This window comes from Roseomonas gilardii subsp. gilardii (genome assembly GCF_023078375.1).
GTDB lineage: Bacteria > Pseudomonadota > Alphaproteobacteria > Acetobacterales > Acetobacteraceae > Roseomonas > Roseomonas gilardii.
Window position 1 is genome coordinate 3,323,145 of the sequence record NZ_CP095554.1, and the last position, 14,238, is coordinate 3,337,382.

Here is a 14,238-nt window from a genome sequence, read left to right on the forward strand (position 1 = left end):
CCTTACGATACGGTCAAGCCGAACAAACCGCGCCTCTCCCGTGTCAGGACAGCAAAGGAGACCAATTCGGATCGGTTGCATCGGTCGGCGTCACAATCTGCCTTTCGTTGAACCCGGCGATATCGATCATCGCCATGCGTGCACCATAGCCATTGCCGCGCAGATCCCGGGCCGGGGTCTCGCGGTAATAGGCCAGGACCCGGCCATTCGGGGCGAAAGTCGGCCCCTCCATGCCCCAGCCCTCGGTCAGGATGCGCTCGCCGCGCCCGTCCGGCTGCATCACGCCGATGGCGAAGCTGCCGCCGCCGAAGCGGGTGAAGGCGATCAGGTCGCCGCGCGGTGACCACACGGGTGTGGCATAGCGGCCACGGCCGAAGGAGATGCGCCGCACCCCGCCGCCCCCGGCATCCATGACATAGAGCTGCTGGTCGCCGCCCCGGTCGGAGTTGAAGACGATCTGCGACCCGTCGGGGCTGTAGCTGGGCGAGACGTCGAGCCCGTTGCCGGAGGTCAGTTGCCGCTCCCGCCGCGTGGCGAGGTCCACCACATAGATGTTGGAATCACTGCCCTTGGCATAGCTCAGGATCACCGAGCGCCCGTCCGGCGAGAAGCGCGGCGAGAGCGTCATGCCCTGGAACTGCCCCAGGACCTCCTGCCGCCCGGTGTCCAGGTTGTACAGATAGACCCGCGGCTGGTTCTGGTAATAGCTCATGAAGGCGATCTGCCGCGCATTCGGATGGAAGCGCGGGCTGAGCACCTGGAAGGAGCCATCGGTCAGGAAGCGGTTATTCTCCCCGTCCTGGTCCATGATCGCCAGCCGCCGGGTGCGCCGGTCGCGCGGCCCCGATTCGGCGACATAGACGATCCGCGTGTCGAAATAGCCCTTCTCGCCCAGCAGGCGGGAATAGATGGCATCGGCGATCAGATGCGCGATCCGCCGCCACTGGGCGGCCGGCGCGGTGAAGGCCGTGCCCTCGATCTGCTGCCCCGGCAGCACGTCCCACAGGCGGAACTCGACGCGCAACTGGCCGCCCTGGTCGGCGACGCGGCCCGTCACCAGCGCATTGGCGCCGATCACCCGCCAGTCCTGGAAATTCGGCTGAGCCGCCGCCGCTTCGGCACTCTGGATGAAGGCGGCGTTCTGCACCGGCCGGAACAGGCCGGAATTGCGCAGGTCGTTCTGGATCACCTGGGCGATCTCGGCGCCCCGCGTGCCCGGCAGAGAGGGCACCGCGATCGGAATCGGGTCGGTGCGGGCGCGGGTGATGTCCACGCGGCTCTCGGCCGCGGCCGGCTGAGCCAGGACCGAACGCAGCGGCGGAATGGCGCCAGCCGCGGCGGTGACCCCCAGAAGCGCGGCGCGTCGGGTAAAGCGGCCGTCCATCGTCGTGTCTCTTCCCCTGAAAACCGGTTCGGACCGGGAGAAGCCCCGGTCCTGCCGTCAAATCAAGCCCCTGTCCCGTCACGAAGCGTGGCGGGCCGTATCGTTCCGCCGCGACAACACTGGCGGGAGCCAGGGCACATGGTTCAGCGCAGCCCCAGATCCCGCGGGTTGAAGCGGAAGACCGTGTTGCGCAACGCCTCCAGCCGGTCCTTCGGCAGTGGCAGCGGGTTACATTGCGGATTCAGCAGCGCGCGCCGCGCCGCCTCATAGACCGAGCGCGCCTGCGGGTCGCTGGGCACGCTCCCGTTCGGGCGAACGTTCCGCACCGTGCCGCTGCCGTCCACATCCACCCGCATCTCCACGATCACCGAGCGGATGTTCAGCGCCCCGCCATCCACCGACCAGCATTCGCTGATCGTGTTGGCCAGCGCCGTCTTCTCGCCCGAGCTGAGCGCGGCTGTCCCGGTCGGCGCCCCGCCCGCCTGGGTGGAGCCCGAAGGCGCCGGATTGGCGCGCGACTTCGGCGCCTCGTTCTGCGCCTGCATCGCCCGCAGCTTCTCCAGCGTGCTCAGCACGGACTGCGACCGCTCATCCGTGTTCCTGGCCGGCGGCGTGCGGCCGGTGCCCGGCTTGTCCGAGGGATTCGGCGGCGGCACCACCTTGCCCGCGCCCTGCTGGTTGCTGGGCTTGGGCTGCTGCACCGGTGGCTGCGGCTTGGGCGGTTCCGGCTTCGGCTCGGGTTTCGCCTCGGCATGCTGCTGCGGCTTCGCCTCCGGTTTGGGGGGCGTCGGCTTGGGCGGCTCCGGCTTCGGCGGCTCAGGCCTGGGCGCGGGCTTCGGTTCCGGCTTGGGCGGCGTCGCCTCGGCATGCTGCTGCGGCTTCGGCGGCGCAGGGGCCGGAGGCGGCGGCAGGGGCAGAACAGCATCCGCGGCCGGCGGCGGCGGGGTCGCGTCTGCCTGCTGCTGCGGCGGCGTGGGCGCGGGCGGCGGCGGGGCCGGAGGCGGCGGCAAGGGCGGCGCGGCCTCCGCCTGCTGCGGCGGCGGGGCCGGCGTCTCGGCGGTGGAAGGCGTCGTGGAGGTCGGCGCCAGGGCCGGGGCCGGCGGCGGCGGGGGCGGCGGGGGCGGGGCCGAGACAGGCTCCGGCCGCGGCGGCTCGACCGGCGGCGGCAGCGGCAGCGGCTCGTCCTTCGCGGCGGCCGTCTTGCTCGGGGATGGCGAGGGCTTGTCCGCCTGGGCGAGCTGCGCCGCCTCGGGCGTGATCACCTCGATGGGGATGCCCTGCTCCATCGGCTCATCGACCTTGTGGGCGGGGAGCTGGATCAGGATCACCAGGAAGGCGAGGAGATGGAGCGCCGCCGAGACGTATGCCCATTCCCGCAATCCGCGCGGCCAGCGCATCGTGGGTTCGTTCCTTCCCCGGCCTCAGCGCGACGGCGCGCGCGCCGCGCCCTGGGCGGTGCCTTGCGCCGGGGCGGCCCGGTTCGCAGATCCGTTCGTGGATCCGTTCGCGGCCCCTTGGCCCGGGCGGGACGGGGCGCCCGCGGGCTGTTCCGCCAGCAGGGCGACGCGGGTGAAGCCGGAGGAGATGATGGCGCCCATCACCTCCATGATGCGGCCATAGCTGTTGGTGCGGTCGCCGCGCACGAAGATGCGCCGCTCCGGCGCGCCCGCCGGCTGGTTCTGCATGATGGCCTGGAGCTGCGGCACCAGCGTGTCGAGCTGCACCTCGGTGTCCTGGAGGAAGATCCGCCCCTCCGGATTCACCGAGACGGTCAGCGGCTCCGTCTCCTGGTTCAGCGGCGCGGCCGCCGTCTTGGGCAGGTCCACCGGCACGCCGGAGGTCATCAGCGGCGCCGCCACCATGAAGATGATCAGCAGCACCAGCATCACGTCCACCAGCGGCGTGACGTTGATCTCGGCCATCGGGCGGTAGCGGGAGCGGCCCCTGCCTTGCCCCCCCCGGGGCCCCCTGTGGACATGCCCATGTTTCAGCGCCCCGCCGGCGTCTCGTCCGCCTGGCGCGAGAGGATCGTGCCGAACTCGGACGCGAATGCCTCCAGACGCGCCGCGTAGCGCGACAGGTCGGTGTTGATCTTGTTGTAGGCCAGCACCGCCGGGATGGCGGCCACCAGGCCGATCGCCGTGGCGAAGAGCGCCTCGGCGATGCCCGGCGCCACCACGGCGAGGTTGGTGTTGTTGTTGCCCGCGATGGCGGCGAAGGAGTTCATGATGCCCCAGACCGTGCCGAACAGGCCGATGAAGGGCGCCACCGAGCCGACCGAGGCCAGGAACACCATCCAGCGCTCCATGCGCTCCATCTCGCGGCCCACCGTCACGCCCATGGCGCGGTCGGCGCGTTCCTTGACGCCCATCAGGGAGATGGCGGAGCCGACCGAGGCCTGGGCGCTGGCCTGCCATTCCCGCATCCCGGAGCCGAAGACGGCCGCCATCGGATGGCTGGGGCGCTCGCCCTCGCTGCGGTAGAGTTCCTCCAGCGATCCGCCGGACCAGAACTTCTCCTCGAAGGCATCCGCGGCGCGGTTCGCGCGGCGCACCGAGGTCACCTTCTCGAACACGATCGCCCAGACCCAGATGCTGGCGAGCAGCAGCCCGATCATCACCAGCTTCACGATCCAGTCGGCCTGGAGGAACAAGTTCCAGAGCGACAGGTCATGTACCATCGGCGCCAGGTTGGTCGCCGTCACGCCCTCACCCACGGGCATCCTCCATTCCCCCTCGCCCCGCGCAGCCCCTCAGCCAGCCGGGGGAGACACCACATTCCGCAGGGCGCTGGACCAGGGCTCCGGGATCCGCGCGGCGCGAAGCTCGTCACGCGACACGCAGACCAGGCCCACCTTGAGACGCGCCCGGTAGGCGCCCGCCTCGTCCACCACATCCTGCGCCAGCTCGACCGAGGCCCCGCCGACCCGCAGCACGCGGGTCTCCACGATCAGGGCCTCATCCAGCCTGGCCGGCCGCAGATACTCCACTTCGGCGCGCCGCACCACGAGGAACAAATTGTGACGTTCCACAAGAAGACCGTGCGGCAAGCCCATGTCGCGCAAGGATTCGGTCCGGGCCCTTTCGGCCCATCTCAGATAGTTGGCGTGATACACGACGCCGCCGGCATCGGTGTCCTCGAAATAGACGCGGACAGGGTAGCGGTGGGCGCTCATCAGCCCTCATCCAGAAGCAGGTCGCCCTGTGATGCCACGGCATTGCGCGGCGGCGCCATGCCGAGATGCCGCCAGCCCGGCAGGCCCAGCACCCGGCCCCGCTGGGTGCGCAGGATCAGCCCCTCCTGGATCAGGAAGGGCTCGATCACCTCCTCCAGCGTGTCCCGGCTCTCCGCCAGCGCGGCGGCCAGCGTCTCCACCCCCACCGGCCCGCCGCCATGGTGCTCGGCCAGCCGACGGAGATAGCGCCGGTCCATCGCATCCAGGCCGAGGATGTCCACCTCCAGCCGCCGCAGGGCATCGTCGGCCAGGGCCCGGTCCGCCGGGCGCCCGGCCACCGCGGCGAAGTCCCGCACCCGCCGCAGCAGCCGCCCCGCGATGCGCGGCGTGCCGCGCGACCGGGTCGCGATCTCCCGCGCCCCGTCGGGCGTGAGCTCGAAGCCCAGCTTTCCCGCCCCACGCGCCACGATCCGTTCCAGCTCCTCCGGCGAGTAGAACTGGAGCCGCAGCGGAATCCCGAATCGGTCGCGCAGCGGGGTCGCCAGCAGGCCCGCCCGGGTGGTGGCGCCGACCAGCGTGAAGGGCGGCAGGTCGATCCGCACCGTCCGCGCCGCCGGCCCCTCCCCGATGATCAGGTCGAGCTGGAAATCCTCCATCGCCGGATAGAGCGTCTCCTCGATCGCCGGCTGGAGGCGGTGGATCTCATCGACAAAAAGCACGTCGCGCGGCTGCAGGTTGGTCAGGATCGCCGCCAGGTCACCCGCCCGCTGCAGCACCGGGCCCGAGGTGGCGCGGAACCCCACTCCCAGCTCCCGCGCCACGATCTGCGCGAGCGTGGTCTTGCCCAGGCCGGGGGGGCCGAACAGCAGCACATGGTCCATCGCCTCGCCGCGCTCGCGGGCGGCCTGGACGAAGACGGACAGGTTCTCCCGCAGGGCGGGCTGCCCGGTGAAGTCGGCCAGGGTCTGTGGGCGGAGGGCGGCATCGTTGCCATCCTCCTCCAGCCGCACCCCGCTGGTCAGGCGGGCATCATGATCGCTCATGGCGGGAACATAGAGGGATCATGCCGCCAAGTCGCGGGGTCCCGCACCGGTTCCGGCGAGACGGCGGCCACCCCGGCCCGGAGGCGGGCCCGCCCGGAACTGGGCGGTGCAAAAAATGAATCGCTTCCGGAGATTTGAGAAGCGGCAAATACTCGTTCTGGGTCGCGACTGATCGACTCCATCAATGATCGAGAGTCTCCCATGCACAACGACACCGGACGGCGCGTCCTCGCCGAATTCTTCGGGACCTTCTGGCTCACCTTCGGCGGCTGCGGCGCCGCCGTGCTGGCGGCCAAGTTCCCGGACGCACTGGGCATCGGCTTCCTGGGCGTCTCCTTCGCCTTCGGACTGACCGTGCTCACCATGGCCTACGCGGTCGGGCACATCTCGGGCGGCCACTTCAACCCCGCCGTCACGCTGGGCCTCTGGGCGGCGGGCCGCTGCGCCAACCGCCATGTGGTGCCCTATATCGTGGCGCAGGTCGCCGGCGCGATCGTCGCCGCGGCGGCGCTCTGGATCATCGCCTCCGGCCAGCCGGGCTGGGTGCCGGGCGGCTTCGCCGCCAATGGCTACGGCGCGCTCAGCCCCGGCAAGTACGGCATGGGCTCGGCCTTCCTGATCGAACTGCTGCTGACCTTCTTCTTCCTGCTGATCATCATCGGCACGACCTCCAAGGGCGCCGCCACGGGCTTCGCCGGCATCCCCATCGGCCTCGCCCTGACGCTGATCCACCTCGTCTCCATCCCGGTCACCAACACCTCGGTGAACCCGGCCCGCAGCACCGGCCCCGCCCTCTTCGCCGGCGGCGAATATATCGGCCAGCTCTGGCTCTTCTGGATCGCCCCGATCCTGGGCGCCATGGTGGCCGGCGCCATGACCCGCATGCTCTACGAGCCCGCCGACCCGGTGGACACCGTGGTGGTCGAGCAGCGCAAGGCGGCCTGAGCGCCCGGCGCTTCGGCCTCCTGGGTTCACCGCAACCCGCGCGGGGCTTGGCATCGATTGGCCGGGCCCCGCAGCCTCTCGAATTCCTTCCAGCGGATCTTCCCAACCCGGCCAGGATGACGTTCCATATATTCGATTGCAATCACGACACGGGACCGATGTCGAATTTTTCAATGGATGAGCGCTGGATCGCAGCGAGCCTGGTCGAGCGCATCATCCACGGCCATGATTCGACCTTCCAGGCGGATGATGCGCTGTCCCTGCTTGCCCTTCTGCCTGCGAAGAGCTGGCTTGATCGGCTGCGGGATCAATTACCGGTCTTCAGCGTGCAGGCGTCCCTGCCGGGCAACGAGGTGCAGGGAGCCGCGGCCGGCGGAAAAGGAACCGTGAGCAGCAGAAGCGGGAACCGGACCTACGACTACGACTCGCAGGGACGGCAGACCTTGAGAGCCGGCCAATGGAAGCTGTACCGAACCGACGACCTGCTCGGCCAAGGAGCGACGGTCGAGATCGCGAGGGTCCTGTCCGACCTGGACGAAGAGGATAGCGCGTCCATCCGTTTCATGGCGTGCAGGCCCATCGCGATGACACAGACCGTGATACGGAGCATGCGGCTCTTTCCGGGAGCACCATTCGTGGTGTCCGTGTCCCGGCAAGTCCCGTGGAAACGGCCGGTCTGACGCGGACCATCGCGCTACCGCGGCGCCAGCTCCTTCAGGCTCTCGCGGATCATCTCGCTCAGCCCCGCCCCGTCGCCCAGCCGCTCGCGCACCCGATTCACCGCCGCCGCCGCCTCGGCCCGCTTCCAGCCCAGGTTCAGCAGGGCGGAGACCGTCTCCTCCGCCGCCCCCGCCGGCACTGGCGGCGGGATCGTCACGCTGAAATTCCCCGTCGGCATCGCCCCCACCCGGTCGCGCAGCTCCGCCACCAGCCGCGCCGCCAGCTTCGGCCCGACGCCCGGCGCGCGGCCCAGCGCGCCCCGGTCCCCCGCCATCAGCGCGGCGGCGAGGTCCGCCGGGCTCAGCGTGGACAGCAGCGCCAGCGCCACCTTCGGTCCCACGCCCTGGATGGCGGTCAGCAACCGGTACCAGTCCCGCTCCGCCGCGTCGGCGAAGCCATAGAGGGTGATCGCGTCCTCGCGCACCACCGTCTCGATCCAGAGCGTGCCCTGGGCCGGCGGCGGCGGCAGCGCGGCCACGGCGCGGGAGGAGGCGGCGACGACATAGCCCACCCCGTTCACGTCCAGGATGCAGCCGCCCTCATGCACCGAATCCAGCACGCCGCGCAGCTTGCCGATCATCTCTCTCGTCCTATCGCGGCTGGCTGACGGCGAGGTTCGCCATCCGCGCCAGCGCCATGCGGCTGCCCCGGTGATGCGCGTGGCAGATCGCGACCGCCAGCGCATCCGCCGCATCCGCGCGCCGGATCACGGCACCGGGCAGCAGCCGCCGCACCATGTCCGTCACCTGCACCTTGTCGGCATGGCCCGTGCCGACCACGGCGCGCTTGACCTCCATGGCCTGGTACTCGGCCACCTCGATCCCCGCGAGCGACGGCGCCAGCAGCACCACGCCGCGCGCCTGGCCCAGCTTCAGCGCGGCGCCGGGGTTCTTGTTGACATAGGTGTGCTCGACCGCCGCCTCATCGGCCTGATGCAGGTCCAGGATCGCGCGCAGGGCGCGGTAGATCTGCGACAGCCGCTCCGCGAGCGGCAGGTCGGCAGTGGTGCTGATCACCCCGTCCGCCAGATGCCGCAGGCGGGAGCCGCTGCTCTCGATCAGCCCCCAGCCCGTGTGCTGCAGCCCGGGGTCCAGGCCCAGGATGCGGACGCTGCCCGACATGCCATTCCCCCCAATCGGCCTCCCATCGGCGGCCGGCTTCCCCGAAGCCCGCCGCCCCGGCCATCAGGCCGAAAGCTTGTCGGCGATCTCGTCCGAGACCTCGAAATTGGCGTAGACGTTCTGCACGTCGTCGTGGTCGTCCAGCACCTCGACGAGCCTGAGCACGGACCGCGCCTGCTCCTCGTTCAGGTCCACGGACACGTTCGGCCACCACTCGATCTTCGCGCTTTCCGCCGGGCCGAACTTCTCCTCCAGCGCGTCGCGCACTGCGGTGAAGTCCTCGACCGAGGTGGTGACCTCGTGGATGCCGTCATAGCTCTCCACGTCGCTGGCGCCGGCCTCGATCGCCGCCTCCATCATCGCCTCCTCGGAGGCCACATCCACCTTGTAGGTGATGACGCCGCCGCGCTCGAACTGGAAGCTCACCGAGCCCGTCTCGCCCATCGCACCGCCGAACTTGGAGAAGGCGGAGCGGAGGTCGGAGGCGGTGCGGTTGCGGTTGTCGGTCAGCGCCTCGACGATGATGGCCACGCCGGCCGGGCCATAACCCTCGTAGCGGACCTCATCGTAGTTGTCCGTGTCCGCCCCGGCGGCGACGCGCTTGATGGCGCGTTCCACCGTGTCGCGCGGCATGTTGGCCGTCAGCGCGGCCTTCACGGCGGCACGCAGGCGCGGGTTGTGCGCGGGGTCGGGCATCCCCGCCTTGGCGGAAACGGTGATCTCGCGGATCAGCTTGCCGAAGGCCTGGGCCTTCTTGGCGCTCTGCCCCGCCTTGCGGTGCATGATGTTCTTGGCGTGCGAATGGCCGGCCATGGTCGTCTGTGCCCGTCACGTCAGGGAATAGGAAGGGTTTGGCGGCACCTATAACCCCCAAGGCGGCGAACGGCCAGCGGGAGGGCCGCCGCCCCCTTCGCCAGCCTCAGTAGAGATGCTTCTCCAGATCCGGCGAATGCGCATCCACCTCCGCCGCCTCCACCATCCCGCCGGTATGGGCGGCGATCATCTGCCCGGGTGTCGGCGTGCCGGCGGGGCGGGCGTCGCAGGGCCAGAGCTTCGCCCGCGCCACCGCCCGGCGGCATTGCATGAAGACCTCCCGCACCTCGATCAGCATCACCGTGGCGGGCTCCCGCCCCTCCACCGCCAGCCGCGCGCGCAGCGCCGGATCGGCGGTCAGCCGTGCCAGCCCGGCGACGCGCAGCGTCTCGCCCGAGCCCGGCACGAGGAACAGCAGCGCCACGCGCGGGTCGTCCAGCACGTCGCGCAACGCATCGATCCGGTTGTTGCCGCGCCGGTCCGGCAGGGCCAGGGTGCGTTCGTCCAGCACCGCCACGAAGCCCGGCGCATCGCCGCGCGGCGTGCCATGCGCGCCCCGGCCGCCCACGGTGGAGAGCACGCAGAAGGGGCTGTGGGCGATGAAGGCGGCGGCCGTGGCATCGACCACCGGGCTCACCTTGCGCAGCACCACCGGCCCCGGCGGCGCATAATGCCCGGCCAGTTGTTCCGGCGTGGTGATGGCGTAGGGGTCGGGTGGCAGGCTGTCCATGGCGGGCATCCTGGCATGATGGCGCCTGGCTTGCGAGCGGTTCTCACCCCTCCCCCGCGGCCCGGGCTCTTATACGCCCGGTGTCATGCACTGACCGTCGCCCATGATCTGGTTGCGATTGAGGTGATGCGTTCGGGTTGTTCGGTAAGCCAGTTCCAGGCGTTGCAGCAGGCGTCGACGATGTCGTCGTAGGTTTCGAACACGCGGTTGCTGAGCTTGTTGCCCCGCAGGTAGGCCCAGACGGTCTCGACCGGGTTCAACTCGGGGCTGTAGGGCGGCAGGTGCAGCAAGGTGATGTTCGGCGGCACGATCAGCTTGTCGCCGGTCTGGTGCCACCCGGCACCGTCGATGGTCAGGACGGCGTGGGCGCCGGGTGCGACGGCGGCACCGATCTCGGCCAAGTGCAGGTTCATCAGCGCGGCATTGGCGTAGGGCAGCACCAGCCCGGCACCCACGCCGCGGGCCGGGCAGACGGCCCCGAACAGATAGGCCCAGGTGTAGCGCTGATCGCGCGGCGCAGGAGGCCTGCTGCCGCGCCGGGCCCAGATGCGGGTCAGCGTGCCCTGCTGGCCGATGCGGGCCTCGTCCTGCCACCACAGCTCGAGCGGCTTGCCTCGGGCGTGCTCGGGCAGGGCTGCGTCTACGTGGGCGGCGAAGTCGCGCCGAAAGACGCTTGCGCCTCCGGACTGTGCCCAGGGTGGCGGGGCCGTGGAACAAGGCGGCCGAACCCCAGGCGGCGCAGCACGTCGCTGATGCTGCGCTCGGCCATCACCACCCCGAACCTCGCCTCGATCGCAAGCACCAAATCGGCCCGACGCCACCGCGTGACACCGTCACGGGCCAGGTCCGGCCCCTCGGTCACCCAGGCTGCCACCTGCCGTTCCTGCTCGGGCGACAGCAGGCACGGCGTGCCGCCGCCGTGCCGGTCCGTCAGGCCGTCCAGGCCCTCGGCGTTGTAGCGATGCACCCAGTCGCGCAGCGTTTGCCGGTCCATGCCGCAGGCACGCGCCGCATCGGCCCGCGACGCACCGTCCAGCACCAGCGCCAAGGCCAGCATGCGCCGGGCGGCGGCGCCGTCCCGGCAACGTTTGGCCGCGCGCCGGAGACCTGCCGCATCCAGATCCGTCCGCGTGATCGCAACAGGAACCGCCATACCCGCCTCCCCAAAAATAGGAAGAGCGAATCACACCCGCGTGCTCAGAGGAATCCCTCGCGAGTCAAACCATGACACCGGGCTCTCAGAACCCCGGCTTCACCGCCGCCAGCCGCCCGCCGACCCGCAGCGGCCCGATCCGCCTGGCGAGGCCCGTGGCATCGTCCGTCTCCACCAGCGCGCCGCAGAGCGTGGCCTCACCCTCGGCGGGGGAGAGCCGCTCCCCCGGCACCCGGCGCCAGAAGCGCAGCGCCGAGGCGCCCTTGTTCATGCCGATCACGCTGTCGTAGTCGCCGCACATTCCCGCATCGGTCATGTAGGCCGTGCCGCCCTCCAGCACCTGGTGGTCCGCCGTCGGCACATGCGTGTGCGTGCCGATCACCAGCGAGGCCCGGCCGTCGAAGGAATGCCCGAGGGCCAGCTTCTCGCTCGTCGCCTCGGCATGGATGTCCACCACCGCCGCCTGGACCGTCCCGGGCGTGCCCACCGGCCCGCCCAGCACATGCTTCGCCAGCTCCGCCTGCACGCCGCGGAAGGGGTCGTCCAGCGGCTCCATGAACAGCCGGCCCATGACGTTGACCACCAGCGCCCGCCGCCCGCCGGAGACCTCGACCACCGTGGCGCCGCGCCCCGGCGTGCCGGGCGGGAAGTTGATCGGGCGGATGATGCGCGGCTCCCCCTCCATGAAGGGGATGATCTCCTTGCGGTCCCAGGCGTGGTTGCCCAGCGTTAGCACATCGGCCCCGGCCTCCAGGAAGGCCCGAGCCATGTCGGGGGCGAGGCCGAAGCCGTGGCTGGCATTCTCCGCATTCACCACAACGAGGTCGGTGGCGAGTTCGCGCCGCAGCTCGGGCAGGCGGGACACCAGGGCATCGCGGCCGCTGCGCCCCACCACATCGCCCAGGAACAGAATTCTCAAGCCTTCTCCTCGGAACTTTCCACGCGCGGGGCCGCATCGCAGCGGATCACACCCCGCTCCGTCGCCACCGCGCGCAACGGCTGGTCGCCCGGCCCGGTGGGAACGCAGGGAACCTCCTGCCCCGCATAGGCGAAGCCCAGGGCCGCGGCGCCCGGCAGGGATTCCAGCGTGCGGTCGTAGTAGCCGGCGCCATAGCCCAGCCGGTGCCCGCGCCGGTCGAAGGCGAGCAGTGGCACCAGCAGCCAGTCGGGGCGCAGCTCGGGCGCCTCGGGCGGGGGCTCGGACAGGCCGAAGCGGGCGGACACCAGCGGCTCGCCCGGCACCCATTGCCGGAAGCGCAAAGGCTGGCCGCGCCGCGTCGTCACCGGCAGGGCGACGGCATGGCCGCGCGCCGACAATGCCGCCAGCAGCGGCCTCGGGTCCAGCTCATGCCCCATGGGCCAGTAGCCGGACACCACCGCGCCCGGTGGCGGCGGAGCCTCATCCAGGATCGCCCGCGCCACGGCCCCGGCGGCCTCCGGCGTGGCGATGCCCGCGCGATGCGCCAGCATCTCCCGCCTCAGCCGCGCCTTGCCGGCGGCGAGCTCACCGGTATCGGGAACGAAGTGCGGAGCCACCATGACCGCTGGCGATTCATCCTCCCAAGGCCTGCTGAAGCAGGTGGGCACCAGATACCCGGACCACGGTCCGGACAGAGCCAGTTCCCGGAGGATGCACATTGGCCCCGGGGATGAGATACCTGGCGCGAAAGGCAGCCCCGCCCGGCCTAGTTAAGGGCGCTCGAGCTCCGCCGCAATGCCCTCGATCCTCTCGGCGACGCGGACCAGCCGTTCGGCCATCGCGGGGTTGTCCAGCGTGGGCTGGCCCGCCCGGGCCTGGGACAGCTCGACCTTCAGGTCATGCACCTCATCGGCCAGCAACAGGGCGGCCAGCAGCAGCAGCCGGTTCTCGCCAAAGGAACCGCCCATGGCGCGCACGGAATGGACCCGGCGGTCCACCTCCGCCGCCAGGGCGACGAGATGCGCCTCCTGCCCGTCCTCGCAGGAAACGGGGTGGCTGTAGCCGCCGACGCGAACCGTGACCTGACCCAAGCCCTAGACCTCCTGCCTGTTCTGCGGCTCCGCCCGCCGGTCCGGAGCATCCTCCGGCCCCGCCCGTCCCCCGGACCGCCCGGCCTCCTCCTCGCCGTCCTGCTCCCCGGCCCCTTCCAGGGGCGGCAGGTCCTCTGCTTCCGGCTCGGCCTCCATCTCCCCCTCGGACTCCTCCCGGGCCAGCGCCAGGCGCAGCCTGGCCAGGGTCGAGTCCAGGCGCCGGCCCAGCTCCGCCACCTCCTCCCCCGAGATGGACGAGCGGGGGCGCGAGGCCGCGGCAGCCAGACGCTCCACCGCCGCTTCCAGCCGCGCCGCGGCTTCGCCCAAACGATCCGCCATCAAGCAAGAACCCCGAACGCGTGATATCCTGGGGCATTAGGCATGGCATGGCGCGAGGGTCAACGCCACGCTGGCCCGACCGGGCGGTAAATAGTCGGCGGTCAATCCGGAGGCGGAAAGGGAACCGGGCCATGGGCCGGATCGCGGATCACATCCAGGGGGGAAGCACGCCATCCCGGCGGGTGGCCACGGAGACCCCACCGCCGCCCCGCTGGATGCCGGCGGTCCGGGTCCATGGGCTGCGCGAGGCCGAGGCCGTGCTGCGCGCCGCGGAGGCCACCGGCGGCGGCGCTCCCCATGGCGCGGTGCTGCTGTCCGCCCCCTGCGCCGCCACCTGGCCCGGCCCGGCGGGCTTCGCGGCGGTGATCCGCCTCGCGTGGGCCCGGCACCCCGGCCTGCCCTGCCGCGCCCTGCTGGATTGCGGCGCCATGCCGGGGCTGGCGCTGCGGGCGCTGCGCGAGGGCTGGCGGGAACTGGTCCTGGCGGAGACCTGCCCCGCCTTCGCCCAGGTGGCGGGCGCGGCCCGGATGGCGGGCGCGGTCCTGCACGGGCGGCCGCCAGCGGCACTGTCGCTGGACGGCATCGACCTGCGCCGCCCCGGCGGGATGGCCATCCTGCACCGCTGGCTCACGGCTTTGCCAACCGGCGGCGAGATGACAGGGCGGGCCGGGCACGGCTAGACAGGCACCACTTTCCAGGAATCACCATCCCATTCCCGAAAATGCGACGCGCCATGGCATTCCGGGACAATCCACGGGAACATCCACCGGCAGCCCCGTCGGGGCTGGAAGAAGGAAAGGGAAAC

The 14,238-nt window shown here is 71.1% G+C and carries 18 protein-coding genes and 1 other RNA gene; 3 read left to right on the top strand and 16 right to left on the bottom strand.

Annotation, left to right across the window (positions count from 1 at the left end; all coding sequences use genetic code 11):
- Nucleotides 1–43: 43 nt before the first annotated feature.
- The 6 genes from tolB to ruvB all read right to left on the bottom strand — a co-directional run bounded on the left by tolB (nucleotide 44) and on the right by ruvB (nucleotide 5,602).
- Nucleotides 44–1,384, bottom strand: coding sequence for a Tol-Pal system beta propeller repeat protein TolB (gene tolB, locus MVG78_RS15275; RefSeq protein WP_247552850.1), 1,341 nt, complete (start codon nucleotides 1,382–1,384; stop codon nucleotides 44–46).
- A 143-nt stretch (nucleotides 1,385–1,527) separates the two neighbouring features.
- Complete coding sequence (locus tag MVG78_RS15280) at nucleotides 1,528–2,781, bottom strand: hypothetical protein (protein WP_247552851.1); 1,254 nt, start codon at nucleotides 2,779–2,781, stop codon at nucleotides 1,528–1,530.
- 24 nt (nucleotides 2,782–2,805) lie between these two features.
- Nucleotides 2,806–3,306 (bottom strand): protein TolR, encoded by a 501-nt coding sequence (gene tolR / locus MVG78_RS15285; protein ID WP_247552852.1) that lies wholly within the window; start codon nucleotides 3,304–3,306, stop codon nucleotides 2,806–2,808.
- 65 nt (nucleotides 3,307–3,371) lie between these two features.
- Nucleotides 3,372–4,106: a protein TolQ gene (tolQ, locus tag MVG78_RS15290; protein WP_247552853.1), complete on the bottom strand. Its 735-nt coding sequence runs from the start codon at nucleotides 4,104–4,106 to the stop codon at nucleotides 3,372–3,374.
- A gap of 30 nt (nucleotides 4,107–4,136) precedes the next feature.
- On the bottom strand, nucleotides 4,137–4,559 hold the full coding sequence (locus tag MVG78_RS15295; protein ID WP_247552854.1) for a YbgC/FadM family acyl-CoA thioesterase: 423 nt from the start codon (nucleotides 4,557–4,559) through the stop codon (nucleotides 4,137–4,139).
- The gene (ruvB, locus tag MVG78_RS15300) at nucleotides 4,559–5,602 is read right to left on the bottom strand and encodes a Holliday junction branch migration DNA helicase RuvB (protein ID WP_247552855.1); all 1,044 of its coding nucleotides are present in this window, start codon (nucleotides 5,600–5,602) and stop codon (nucleotides 4,559–4,561) included. The genes MVG78_RS15295 and ruvB overlap by 1 nt, the downstream gene beginning before the upstream one ends.
- A gap of 201 nt (nucleotides 5,603–5,803) precedes the next feature.
- Between ruvB and aqpZ the strand changes: the two genes are divergently transcribed.
- Together aqpZ and MVG78_RS15310 are read left to right on the top strand one after the other, a co-directional pair.
- Nucleotides 5,804–6,547 (top strand): aquaporin Z, encoded by a 744-nt coding sequence (gene aqpZ / locus MVG78_RS15305; RefSeq protein WP_247552857.1) that lies wholly within the window; start codon nucleotides 5,804–5,806, stop codon nucleotides 6,545–6,547.
- Nucleotides 6,548–6,720: 173 nt separating this feature from the next.
- Nucleotides 6,721–7,227, top strand: a complete 507-nt coding sequence (locus MVG78_RS15310; RefSeq protein ID WP_247552859.1) for a hypothetical protein — start codon at nucleotides 6,721–6,723, stop codon at nucleotides 7,225–7,227.
- A 14-nt stretch (nucleotides 7,228–7,241) separates the two neighbouring features.
- Here the strand turns inward: MVG78_RS15310 and ruvA are convergent, their stop codons facing one another.
- From ruvA to MVG78_RS15360, 10 genes are all read right to left on the bottom strand, one after another.
- Nucleotides 7,242–7,847, bottom strand: a complete 606-nt coding sequence (gene ruvA / locus MVG78_RS15315) for a Holliday junction branch migration protein RuvA (RefSeq protein ID WP_247552861.1) — start codon at nucleotides 7,845–7,847, stop codon at nucleotides 7,242–7,244.
- Between the two features lie 10 nt (nucleotides 7,848–7,857).
- The gene (gene ruvC, locus MVG78_RS15320; protein ID WP_019459549.1) at nucleotides 7,858–8,388 is read right to left on the bottom strand and encodes a crossover junction endodeoxyribonuclease RuvC; all 531 of its coding nucleotides are present in this window, start codon (nucleotides 8,386–8,388) and stop codon (nucleotides 7,858–7,860) included.
- A gap of 63 nt (nucleotides 8,389–8,451) precedes the next feature.
- Nucleotides 8,452–9,201, bottom strand: a complete 750-nt coding sequence (locus MVG78_RS15325; RefSeq protein WP_247552863.1) for a YebC/PmpR family DNA-binding transcriptional regulator — start codon at nucleotides 9,199–9,201, stop codon at nucleotides 8,452–8,454.
- Between the two features lie 106 nt (nucleotides 9,202–9,307).
- On the bottom strand, nucleotides 9,308–9,931 hold the full coding sequence (locus tag MVG78_RS15330) for an MSMEG_1061 family FMN-dependent PPOX-type flavoprotein (RefSeq protein WP_247552865.1): 624 nt from the start codon (nucleotides 9,929–9,931) through the stop codon (nucleotides 9,308–9,310).
- An 83-nt stretch (nucleotides 9,932–10,014) separates the two neighbouring features.
- Nucleotides 10,015–11,084, bottom strand: a protein-coding gene (locus MVG78_RS15335; protein ID WP_428480677.1) for an IS630 family transposase whose coding sequence is annotated in 2 segments (ribosomal slippage) — nucleotides 10,015–10,607 and nucleotides 10,607–11,084 — 1,071 coding nt in all. Because the reading frame shifts where the segments join, the coding sequence is not laid out codon by codon here.
- Nucleotides 11,085–11,169: 85 nt separating this feature from the next.
- Nucleotides 11,170–12,003: a TIGR00282 family metallophosphoesterase gene (locus MVG78_RS15340; protein ID WP_247552869.1), complete on the bottom strand. Its 834-nt coding sequence runs from the start codon at nucleotides 12,001–12,003 to the stop codon at nucleotides 11,170–11,172.
- Complete coding sequence (locus MVG78_RS15345) at nucleotides 12,000–12,623, bottom strand: 5-formyltetrahydrofolate cyclo-ligase (RefSeq protein ID WP_247552871.1); 624 nt, start codon at nucleotides 12,621–12,623, stop codon at nucleotides 12,000–12,002. Before MVG78_RS15345 ends, MVG78_RS15340 begins: the two co-directional genes overlap by 4 nt.
- A non-coding RNA gene (ssrS, locus tag MVG78_RS15350) (6S RNA) lies at nucleotides 12,610–12,764 on the bottom strand. The genes MVG78_RS15345 and ssrS overlap by 14 nt, the downstream gene beginning before the upstream one ends.
- 9 nt (nucleotides 12,765–12,773) lie before the next feature.
- Nucleotides 12,774–13,094, bottom strand: coding sequence for a cell division protein ZapA (locus MVG78_RS15355; RefSeq protein WP_247552873.1), 321 nt, complete (start codon nucleotides 13,092–13,094; stop codon nucleotides 12,774–12,776).
- Nucleotides 13,095–13,097: 3 nt separating this feature from the next.
- Nucleotides 13,098–13,433 (bottom strand): hypothetical protein, encoded by a 336-nt coding sequence (locus MVG78_RS15360; RefSeq protein ID WP_247552875.1) that lies wholly within the window; start codon nucleotides 13,431–13,433, stop codon nucleotides 13,098–13,100.
- A 131-nt stretch (nucleotides 13,434–13,564) separates the two neighbouring features.
- Here MVG78_RS15360 and MVG78_RS15365 point away from each other — a divergent pair, with 131 nt between their 5' ends.
- Entirely contained in the window at nucleotides 13,565–14,113 is a 549-nt protein-coding gene (locus MVG78_RS15365) for a hypothetical protein (protein ID WP_247552877.1), read from the top strand.
- The last annotated feature ends 125 nt before the right edge of the window (nucleotides 14,114–14,238 follow it).

Coding starts and splice junctions, on each gene's coding strand:
- MVG78_RS15280 (WP_247552851.1), bottom strand. CDS start 2,781: ATGCGCTGGCCGCGCGGATTGCGGGAATGGGCATACGTCTCGGCGGCG.
- MVG78_RS15365 (WP_247552877.1), top strand. CDS start 13,565: ATGGGCCGGATCGCGGATCACATCCAGGGGGGAAGCACGCCATCCCGG.
- ruvA (WP_247552861.1), bottom strand. CDS start 7,847: ATGATCGGCAAGCTGCGCGGCGTGCTGGATTCGGTGCATGAGGGCGGC.
- MVG78_RS15295 (WP_247552854.1), bottom strand. CDS start 4,559: ATGAGCGCCCACCGCTACCCTGTCCGCGTCTATTTCGAGGACACCGAT.
- MVG78_RS15345 (WP_247552871.1), bottom strand. CDS start 12,623: ATGGTGGCTCCGCACTTCGTTCCCGATACCGGTGAGCTCGCCGCCGGC.
- aqpZ (WP_247552857.1), top strand. CDS start 5,804: ATGCACAACGACACCGGACGGCGCGTCCTCGCCGAATTCTTCGGGACC.
- MVG78_RS15310 (WP_247552859.1), top strand. CDS start 6,721: ATGGATGAGCGCTGGATCGCAGCGAGCCTGGTCGAGCGCATCATCCAC.
- tolQ (WP_247552853.1), bottom strand. CDS start 4,106: ATGCCCGTGGGTGAGGGCGTGACGGCGACCAACCTGGCGCCGATGGTA.
- MVG78_RS15325 (WP_247552863.1), bottom strand. CDS start 9,201: ATGGCCGGCCATTCGCACGCCAAGAACATCATGCACCGCAAGGCGGGG.
- ruvC (WP_019459549.1), bottom strand. CDS start 8,388: ATGTCGGGCAGCGTCCGCATCCTGGGCCTGGACCCCGGGCTGCAGCAC.
- tolR (WP_247552852.1), bottom strand. CDS start 3,306: ATGGCCGAGATCAACGTCACGCCGCTGGTGGACGTGATGCTGGTGCTG.
- MVG78_RS15360 (WP_247552875.1), bottom strand. CDS start 13,433: ATGGCGGATCGTTTGGGCGAAGCCGCGGCGCGGCTGGAAGCGGCGGTG.
- MVG78_RS15330 (WP_247552865.1), bottom strand. CDS start 9,931: ATGGACAGCCTGCCACCCGACCCCTACGCCATCACCACGCCGGAACAA.
- tolB (WP_247552850.1), bottom strand. CDS start 1,384: ATGGACGGCCGCTTTACCCGACGCGCCGCGCTTCTGGGGGTCACCGCC.
- ruvB (WP_247552855.1), bottom strand. CDS start 5,602: ATGAGCGATCATGATGCCCGCCTGACCAGCGGGGTGCGGCTGGAGGAG.